Annotated in this window: 7 protein-coding genes; 2 read left to right on the top strand and 5 right to left on the bottom strand. The window is 67.3% G+C overall.

Going from position 1 to position 8,774, the window contains the following annotated elements; all coding sequences use genetic code 11:
* Positions 1–81 precede the first annotated feature (81 nt).
* The 4 genes from Q5064_RS06350 to Q5064_RS06335 form a co-directional block, all read right to left on the bottom strand.
* Positions 82–333 (bottom strand): chaperone NapD, encoded by a 252-nt coding sequence (locus Q5064_RS06350; RefSeq protein WP_302963120.1) that lies wholly within the window; start codon positions 331–333, stop codon positions 82–84.
* Positions 334–393: 60 nt separating this feature from the next.
* On the bottom strand, positions 394–726 hold the full coding sequence (locus Q5064_RS06345; protein WP_302963119.1) for a hypothetical protein: 333 nt from the start codon (positions 724–726) through the stop codon (positions 394–396).
* Between the two features lie 4 nt (positions 727–730).
* A complete protein-coding gene (locus Q5064_RS06340; RefSeq protein ID WP_302963118.1) occupies positions 731–3,280 on the bottom strand; it encodes a molybdopterin-dependent oxidoreductase in 2,550 nt (849 codons plus the stop codon).
* A gap of 82 nt (positions 3,281–3,362) precedes the next feature.
* The gene (locus Q5064_RS06335; RefSeq protein WP_302963117.1) at positions 3,363–3,989 is read right to left on the bottom strand and encodes a 4Fe-4S dicluster domain-containing protein; all 627 of its coding nucleotides are present in this window, start codon (positions 3,987–3,989) and stop codon (positions 3,363–3,365) included.
* A 222-nt stretch (positions 3,990–4,211) separates the two neighbouring features.
* Here Q5064_RS06335 and Q5064_RS06330 point away from each other — a divergent pair, with 222 nt between their 5' ends.
* The gene (locus Q5064_RS06330) at positions 4,212–5,603 is read left to right on the top strand and encodes a PLP-dependent aminotransferase family protein (RefSeq protein ID WP_302963116.1); all 1,392 of its coding nucleotides are present in this window, start codon (positions 4,212–4,214) and stop codon (positions 5,601–5,603) included.
* A 279-nt stretch (positions 5,604–5,882) separates the two neighbouring features.
* A complete protein-coding gene (locus tag Q5064_RS06325) occupies positions 5,883–7,484 on the top strand; it encodes an MDR family MFS transporter (protein WP_302963115.1) in 1,602 nt (533 codons plus the stop codon).
* Here Q5064_RS06325 and Q5064_RS06320 read toward each other — a convergent pair.
* A complete protein-coding gene (locus Q5064_RS06320) occupies positions 7,447–8,646 on the bottom strand; it encodes a helix-turn-helix transcriptional regulator (protein WP_302963114.1) in 1,200 nt (399 codons plus the stop codon). The two genes, Q5064_RS06325 and Q5064_RS06320, sit on opposite strands and share 38 nt — an antisense overlap.
* Positions 8,647–8,774: the final 128 nt, after the last annotated feature.

Here is an 8,774-nt window from a genome sequence, read left to right as displayed (position 1 = left end):
GCCCCCACCCGGCCAGCAGCGGCGGCAAGCAGAACAGCCCGAGCATCGCCACCTGAACAATCCGCCGAGCCAGCGTTATCTTCATAGCACTTCATCCTCGAAGTTCACGTACACGAGGTTCACGTTCAGCACGCCGGGGATGGACACCATGCGGCTCGACACCTCGTGGGAGGCGCCGGTGGAGGGTGCCTCGATGGTGACGACGATCTTGTAGCCGTTCACTTCGTGCACCTCCACTCCCTCCAGGGCCGCCAGCGCGTCGGCCACCGCCGGCACGGCTTCGGGCCGCGCCTCCACAATCAGCGAGGAGATGACCAGCTTCTCATCTTCCACATCCGCTCCTTCCCACAGCGACGGGGAAGGCAACAGGCGCCGCCTTCCCCGCCACGGCAATTATTCCTGGGCCACCGGATGGCAGGTGATGCACTCGGCACGGGGCCCGTCGATGGCACGCGTGCTCACGTCGCCGCCCACATAGTGGTCGGCGGGCAGCGGCGTGGCCATGGCCAGGAGCACCTCGGCTTCATCGCTCGACCCGTGGCAGCCGTAGCAGCCATTCGCGCCAAGCCGCTCGTAGCGCCCCTCGTGGCTCGCCGTCATGAGCGGCGGCTCGCCCGGGTTGTAGGTCGCGCCCGTATCGGCCATGGGCTCGGAGCATCCGCCCAGGGCCGCCAGGCCCAAAGCGCCGGCCAGCACGGCAGCCGCGATTGTCTTCGTCTTCTTCATGGCGCTACCCCTCAATCTTCTCGATACGGACGCAGGTCTTCTTGAAATCGGGCTCCTTGGAAAGCGGGCAGTAGGTATCCTGCACCACCAGGTTGATGAGCGTCTCCTCGGCGAAGAACGGCGCGAACACCATGCCCTCGGGCGGACGGGTGCGCCCGGCGGTGGACACCGTGATGTCGCAGGTGCCGAAGCGCGAGGTGAGCCGCACGCGGTCGCCGTCGGTCACGCCCAGACGCTCGCAGTCGGCCGGATTCACATCCAGCAGCGCTTCGGGAAGCGCCCGGGCGAGCTCGGGCACGCGACGGGTCATGGACCCGGTGTGCCAGTGCTCCAGAAGGCGCCCCGTGGAGAACCAGAACGGGTACTCCTCACTCGGCTCCTCGGCCGGTGGCTCGTAGGGGCGGAACACCACCGAGGGGCGCTGGTCGGCTGACTTGTAGAAGCTCACGCCGCCGGCTTTATCGTGCTCGCCGTAAGTTTCCACGCCGTGCTCGTCGAAGCCGTCCTCCTGCTTGCCGTCGCAGAAGCGCCACAGCGTGGGCTTCCACTGGCCGTCCACCTCGCGCACGGGCCAGGTGAGGCCGTGGTTGTGGATGTACTCCTCGTAGGGGGCCAGCTGCTTGGCCTCCATCTTCAGCTTGGCCTCGGTGTTGATGGCCGCGGCGTCGGGGTTCAGGTCGGGGTTGGAGAAGGTGCGGTACTCCTCCCAGATGCTCGCGCACACCTCGCGGTCGGTGCCCTTGAAGGCGGCCGCGTCGGCGTCGTACCACGCACCGAACAGGTGGTCGAAGGCATCCTCGCCGCCGATCTGCTCGCCGGCCAGCACGCGCTTGGCGATCTCCATGAGCATCCACAGGTCCCACTTCGCCTCGCCGGGGGCGTCCACGGCCTTCTCGAACACGGCTGTGCGGCGCTCGCCGTTGCCGAAGGCGCCCTCGCGCTCCACCCACATGGCCGCGGGCAGCACCACGTCGGCGTACTGGCAGGACAGGGTCGGGTACACCTCGGCCACGCAGATGAAGGCGTCGTTGATGCCCTTCATCTCGCCTTTGCCGAGGAACCGGGTGAGGTTCGGCATGGACACGGCCCAGTTGTTGTGGGCGCTCCAAAGAAAGTCGATGCCGCCCTTGGAAAGCTCTCGAAACATCTTCACCGTGTGGTAGCCCGGCGTCTCGATGGCGTCCAGGTAGCCGTTGGGCAAGTCCCAGATGGCCTCGGTGTAGCGGCGGTGATCCGGGTTCTTCACCACCAGGTCGGCGGGCAGGCGGTGGGAGAAGGTGCCCACCTCGCGAGCCGTGCCGCAGGCCGTAGGCTGGCCCGTCAGCGAGAAGGCGCCGTCGCCGGGCAGCGCGTAGCGGCCCGTGAGCAGGTGGATGTTGTAGATGCAGTGGTTCATCCAGGTGCCGCGGTTGTGCTGGTTCACGCCCATGGTCCACAGGGAGAGCACCTTGCGGCTCTTGTCGGCGAACACCTCGGCCAGCTCCTGGATGTCCTCGGCGGGCACGCCGGAGAGCTTGGAAGCGTACTCGAGCGTGTAGGGGGCGAGCCGTGCGGCGAAGGCCTCGAAGGTGATGGGCTCCACGTTGTCCACGGCTTGGCCGATATCGGACTTGTCGTAGCCGTCGTCGGTGGCGTTGCCGAGGTTCTCGGTGCCCTGCTTGAACTGCACGTGGTCGGCCACGAAGGCGTGGTCGTACTTGTCGTTCACGATGAGATAGTTCGCGATGGCGTTGGCGATGGCGATGTCGCTGCCGGGGCGGAAGGCGAGCACCTTGTCGGCCGAGGCGGAGGTGCGCGTGGTCATGGTGGTCACGTCGTAGTGGCGCACGTTGGCATCGGCCAGCTTGCGGGCCGTCAGCCGCGAGTACAGCATGGGATGGGCCTCGGCCATGTTGGCGCCCCAGGTGACGAAGGTGTCGGTCTCGTCGATGTCGGCGTAGCAGCCGGCCGGCTCGTCGGTCTGGAACACGTTCATGAAGCCCACCACGGCGCTGGCCATGCAGAGGCGCGCGTTGGGGTCGATGTTGTTGGAGAGCAGGCCCGCCTTCCAGAACTTCGCCTGGCAGTAGCCCTCCACGATGGGCTGCTGGCCGCTGCCCCAGAAGGCGAGCCGGCTCTTGTCGGCCTTCCACGTGTCGCGGAGCTTGCCGGCCACCAGATCGAGCGCCTCGTCCCAGGTGGCCTCGCGCAAACCGTCCGGCGTGCCCTTGGTGGCCTTATCGTCGCGGATGAGCGGGCGGGTCAGGCGGTCCTCGCCGTAGAGGGCGCCGGCCAAATAGTAGCCCTTCACGCAGTTGAGCCCGCGGCTCGAGCCATTCTCCGGGTCGCCCGTGACCGAGATCACCTTGCCGTCCTTGGCCTCCACGATGACGCCGCAGCCGCAGCCGCAGAAGCGGCAGACGCCCACGGTCTTGGTGGTGTCGCCGCCCGTCGCCGCGGCGTCGTCGCCGGTGCCGGCCAGCGACGAGGAGCAGCCGCCCATGGTGCCGGCGGCGGCCGCCGAGGCCAGGGCCACGGCCGTGGTCTTCACGAAGTTCCGTCGAGTCAGTTCCATAGTTCCTCCCTTATGGTTCGGGGGCCGCACCCGGCCCCGGGTTCCCGAAATACGCCGCCCGCGCCACCGACCGCGCCGGTCGTCACGCCTCGCCGTTGCGCCGGGCCGTGTAGGCCGCCTCGTCGGCGCCCGTGGGCACCACCACAATGGCCGGCGCCGGGTCGCTCACCGGGCAGCGCTGCTCGCACAGGCCGCAACCGGCGCAATCCTCGTCGATCACCTGGGGCGCGAACACCGCGTGAATGGCATCCCCCTCGCGGGGGCGGTAGTCGATGCGGATGGCCTCGTCGATGAGCGGGCAGGCCCGGTAGCACACCTCGCAGCGCATGCCCTGGAACGACAGGCAGGTGTCCTCGTTGATAACGGCCACCCCCATGGCGGCAGCCTTGCGCTCGGCTGGCATCTCCAGAGCTCCCGTGGGGCACCCCGCGGCGCAGGGGAAGTCCCGGCAGAGGCGACAGGCCTGGGCCCGGGCGTTCAGAAACGGCGTGGAAGCCTCCCGGCCAGCATTCAGCGGAGCGGCGTGGATGGCCTGGTAGGGGCAGGCCTCCAGGCAGCGCCCGCACCGCACGCAGCGGGCCGCGAAGCGGGCCGGCTCGCCGGCACCGGGCGGCCGCAGCAGCGGCAGCGGCGACGGCGCGGCAGCGTAGGCGGTGCCGGCGACGAACACGCCGGCCGCCGCGAGGGCGGCAACGGCCGAAAGACGCATGGCGGATCCTCTCCCTTCCCCTTGCGCGATGACGGGCGGCGCGGGGGCGCAACTGCGGCCCGCACCGAAGTTCGGCGCACAGTCTACGATGGGGACGGCCCGCCCGCGAAGGGACAGTTCCCCGCTAATTCATGGGGACGGTTGAAAAACTTCCCAGGGGACGCCTCCACCAACCGTCCACATTTGCTAAGCTTCTGAGTCAGGAAAAGAAAGCGAGGCCCCATGCACCTGGACGAGCACAGCGACATCCCCTTCTACCAGCAGCTCTTCGATCAGCTGCGGGCCGATATCGAGGACGGCACGCGGCCCGCAGGGGCGAAGCTCCCCTCCATCCGGGGGCTCGCCGGCGATCTCGGCTGCGCCCGCAACACCGTGGAGCAGGCCTACCACCTGCTCACCCAGGAGGGCTACGTGGAAAGCCGGCCGGGCAGCGGGTACGTGGTGCAGAACGTGGCCTACCTGCAGCCCACGGCCGCCTCCCCCGCCTGCGCCGTGCTGCTGGGGTCGCCGGCGCGGCGGGCCCGCTACGACTTCACCTACGGCAACCTGGAGCCGGGCACCTTCCCCGCCCTGGCCTGGCGCACCATCACCGACGACGTGCTGCTGTCGGTGGAAAGCGCCGGCTGCGACGCCTACAACGACCCCTTCGGCGAGGAGGCCCTGCGCGTGGCCATCGCCTGGCGCATCGCCACCCAACGCGACATCGACTGCACCCCGAGCCAGGTCATCGTCCAGGGCGGCACCCAGACGAGCGTGCAGAACCTGCTGGCCCTGTTCGACGGCGCCGCGGACACCGTGGCCATGGAGGACCCGGGCTACGACGGGGTGCGCTCGGTCATCGAGCGGGCCCGCTTCGCCATCGCGCCGTGCCGGGTGACGGAGGGCTACGACGCGTTCCTGGAAGATTTGGAGGCCTCGGGGGCGCGGCTCGTGTACCTGACGCCGTCGAGCCAGTTCCCCACCTGCCGCATCATGCCCACGGACATACGCGAGCGCGTGCTCGATTGGGCCGAGAGCACCGACGCCTACATCCTGGAGGACGACTACTGCCGCGACTTCCGCTACCGGGAGCGGTCGCTGCCGCCCCTGGCCTCCATGGACACCCGCGGGCGCGTCATCTACATGGGCACGTTCTCGAAGTCGCTCTCGCCAGCTTTGCGCATGAACTACCTGGTGCTGCCGGAGCCCTTGCTGGCCCGCTGGCGCGAGCTGTTCGCCAACTCCTACTCGCCGGTGCCGTGGCTGAACCAGAAGGTGCTGGCCCGCTTCATGACCGACGGCTCGTGGGACAGGCACCTGCGCCGAGTACAGGCGAAGAACCGCCGCAAGTACGACGCCCTCACCGCCGCGTTGCGGGAGTGCATGGGCGAGCGCGTGGAAGTGCTGGAGTGCGGCACCGGCCTGCACCTCTTGGTGCGCGTGCGCGACGGCCGCGGCCAGGACGAGCTCATCGCGGCGGCCGCGGCGGCCGACGTGGCCGTGTACCCCACGAAGAAGTACTGGGCCGACCCCGCCCACCGCCCCGGCGGCATCGTGCTCGTCGGCTTCAGTTCCATCCGCGAGGAAGACATCCGCCCCGGCATCGAGGCTTTGGCCCGCGCCTGGTTCGGGTAGGGCCCGCAAGGCGGCGGCCCGGATCGTCCATGCGTATGAGTTTCAGGTAATGGAACCAGCTGAGGCAAAATCTTCTTCCCGTAGCTGAGGCGAGGGGACTCGCCGATTCCGTAAACGCTGTTTCCGAAATCTCGTCGCAGGAAGCCAGCTGCCTCTCTTCCCCGCGCTCAATCGCTTGGCATCGGGAACGTTTCAAGTTGGGGCCTTTCTCGGGAGGCCGCGCCGGCATTCCTACAATGGAGTTCGACTGGGCATACATCGAACGCGAGGAATGACACCATGGGCGCGAATGCGGGCGAACACACGTCGGACGGGGCCGTGCACGGCCGTCGGCTGGCGTTCATATTCACGGGGCTTCTGCTGGCGATGTTCGTGAACTCGCTGTCCGAGACCATCGCCGCCACGGCGCTACCCACCATCGTGGGCGATTTGGGTGGCGTGGAGATGATGCAATGGATTTCCACCGCCTACATCCTCGTGAGCACCGTGGTCATGCCCGTCTACGGCAAGATCAGCGACCTGTACAACCGCAAGTATGTCATCATGGTGGCCCTGGCGCTGTACGCCCTGGGCAAGGCGGTGTGCGGCATGGCCGTGAACATGGAGATGCTCATCTGCGGTCGCTGCCTGTCGGGCCTGGGCGGAGGCGGCCTGGGCATTCTGGCCTACGCCATCATCTCGGATGTGGTGCCCCCGCGCAAGCTGGGCGCCTACATGGGCATCATGGGCGCCGTGTTCACCACCTCCAACGTGCTGGGCCCCGTGCTCGGCGGCTGGTTCGTGCAGGTGCCGGGCTGGCGGTGGATCTTCTGGTTCACCATTCCGCTCGCGGGCCTCGCCCTGGCGGCCCTCGGCGTGTTCCTTCCCCGGCGCACCGCCCAGAAGAAACGCGCCGTCATCGACTATGCGGGCGCGGCGCTGTTGGGCCTGTCCGTCACCGCGCTCGTGCTGGCGAGCGCCTGGGGCGGCGCCCTGTACGCCTGGGACAGTTGGGAGATCATCGGCCTGTTCGCTCTGTGCGTCGCCTCGGCCGTGGCCTTCGTGCTGGTGGAGCGCCGGGCCACCGAACCGGTCATGCCGCTGACGCTCTTCCGGAACCGTAACTTCGTGCTCTGCGCCGTCACGAGCCTCATCATCGACGTGGCGTTCATGGGCACGGTCACCTACCTGCCCACCTACTTCCAAATCGTCGACGAGATGAGCCCTGAGCTCGCGGGCCTCATGGACGTGCCCATGAGCATCGGCATCTTCATCACGTCCACGGCCAGTGGCTTCATCGCGGCCCGCACGGGGAAGTACAAGTGGATGCTCGTCGCCTCGAGCGCCATCGCCGCCGTGGGCTTCTTCCTCATGTCTACCCTGCAGGTGCACGAGGCGTTCTGGCTGCCGCTCGTGTTCCTGTTCATCTTGGGCTTCGGTATCGGCTTCGGCATGCAGATTCTCACGTTAGTGGTGCAAAACGAGTTTCCCCACGCCATGGTGGGCGCGGCCACGGCGGCCTACAACTTCTTCAGCGAGATCGGCTCGGTGCTGGGGGCGTCGCTCATCGGCACCCTGTTCACCTCGCGCCTGACCGCCGCGCTTTCCGCCACGCTTCCGGCCACCGACAACATCTCCGTGGCCCACATCACCCCGGCTCTCATGGACAAGCTGCCCGCCTCCGCCCAAGCTGTCATCGCCCAAGGCTATTCCGACGCGCTCGTGCCCCTGTTTTTGTGGTTCGTGCCCATGGTGGCCGCCACGGTGGTGATGATGGCCCTCGTCAAGCAGCACCCCCTCGCCACAACCATCAACCACGGCGGCACGAAGCCCTTGCGACGACCCAGCTCGAGCAGGCAGGACACTAACCGTCCCCTTCCTCCCGATTCACCAACTCGATAAGTTCTTGTTTTGCATGCACGCCCAGCTTCGCGTAAATGCGCTTGGTGTGGGACTGCACGGTGCCGGGCGCCACGAAGAGTTTCTCGGCAATGGCCTTGCTCGAGTAGCCGAGGGATATATAGTAGAGAATCTCCCCCTCGCGCCGAGTGAGGTCGTGTTGTTCCGCGAGAGCATCGCAGGCTTCCCTGCGCCCCTCCTTTTCCGCAGCGGGACGCGCAGCCGACAAGGGCCGCGCCGCTTTCACCATGAAAAGGGTCAGAAACGCGACGATGGCCAGAGCCAGTACCGCGGCAATGACCAGCGACGCCGGGCCGAGCAGCGTGCCGGCGTCGAGGGCGTGGCCGGCGGTGGCGAGGGGAAGCAGCACGTAGGCGAACGTCGTCGGCAGCCAGAAGAGCGCCAGCAGATACACGGCCGCCGTGCGCACCAGATTCGACCCCTTCAAAAACGCGCTCACGAACATGGCGACGAGCAGAAGGACATCGAACACGCGGATGAGCGCCAGCACCACGCCGGCGGCCGCGGAGAAATCGCCGTGGGTAAGCGAAGAGAAGCTCACAGCCACAAGCCCCAAGAACAGCACCGCGAAAAGCCCGTTGCCGAACAGGCACACCGCACGCAGGTACCGCGATGCCTTCGAAGACGTCGCGAGCATGAGCACGCTGAGCGCGAACAGGAGCAAAAACGTCACCCCGCGGGACAGCGGCGCATCGCCCAAATATTCCAGCACCGGATCGGCCACATAGAGCAGACCGTGCACGAGCACCGTCGCGAAAAAGATGACGTAGAAGAAGCGCCACCCGTTTCCATAGAGGTCGGCGTCGCACGGGGAAGGAACTTCTCCCCCGTCCGCCGCGGCAGACGCGGGGACGGCCAAAAGCCCGAAGCAAAGCTGGGCGATGCCGCTCAAGCTGAGACCGGCCACGGCGATAAACGCGTAGAAGGGCGCAGGCGCCGAGTACGCGAATGCCACATGGCCGCAGAGCGCCGCCAAAACCACGAGTGCCAGAACTGCCTTCAAGCCCTCCCGTCGCGCAAGAACGCCGAGCATGAGGAACATCCGGGCTCCGAGGGCCACCAGACCGAGGGCGTAACAGCCGGCGCCCAAAGCACCCCATATCAGCGCCGCATCGGAACCCACTGAGGGAGCAAACCAAAGCATCACCGTACCGCCTGTTGCCACGACGGACGCCGCGGCGGCAACGCTGAGGGGGCGAAGAATTCGCCCAATGCGTTCGCAGCCCACGATGCAGCCAATCAGCCCAGCGGCAAAAATCAGGGAGAAAAGGG

Origin of the sequence: uncultured Adlercreutzia sp. (assembly GCF_958431955.1) — a bacterium.
GTDB lineage: Bacteria > Actinomycetota > Coriobacteriia > Coriobacteriales > Eggerthellaceae > Adlercreutzia.
This window is presented reverse-complemented; position numbering and strand designations above follow the sequence as displayed.

What these genes read in the sequence shown, in the direction of transcription:
- Q5064_RS06325 (WP_302963115.1), top strand. Translation starts at nt 5,883, where the DNA reads ATGGGCGCGAATGCGGGCGAACACACGTCGGACGGGGCCGTGCACGGC.
- Q5064_RS06335 (WP_302963117.1), bottom strand. Translation starts at nt 3,989, where the DNA reads ATGCGTCTTTCGGCCGTTGCCGCCCTCGCGGCGGCCGGCGTGTTCGTC.
- Q5064_RS06340 (WP_302963118.1), bottom strand. Translation starts at nt 3,280, where the DNA reads ATGGAACTGACTCGACGGAACTTCGTGAAGACCACGGCCGTGGCCCTG.
- Q5064_RS06345 (WP_302963119.1), bottom strand. Translation starts at nt 726, where the DNA reads ATGAAGAAGACGAAGACAATCGCGGCTGCCGTGCTGGCCGGCGCTTTG.
- Q5064_RS06320 (WP_302963114.1), bottom strand. Translation starts at nt 8,646, where the DNA reads ATGCTTTGGTTTGCTCCCTCAGTGGGTTCCGATGCGGCGCTGATATGG.
- Q5064_RS06330 (WP_302963116.1), top strand. Translation starts at nt 4,212, where the DNA reads ATGCACCTGGACGAGCACAGCGACATCCCCTTCTACCAGCAGCTCTTC.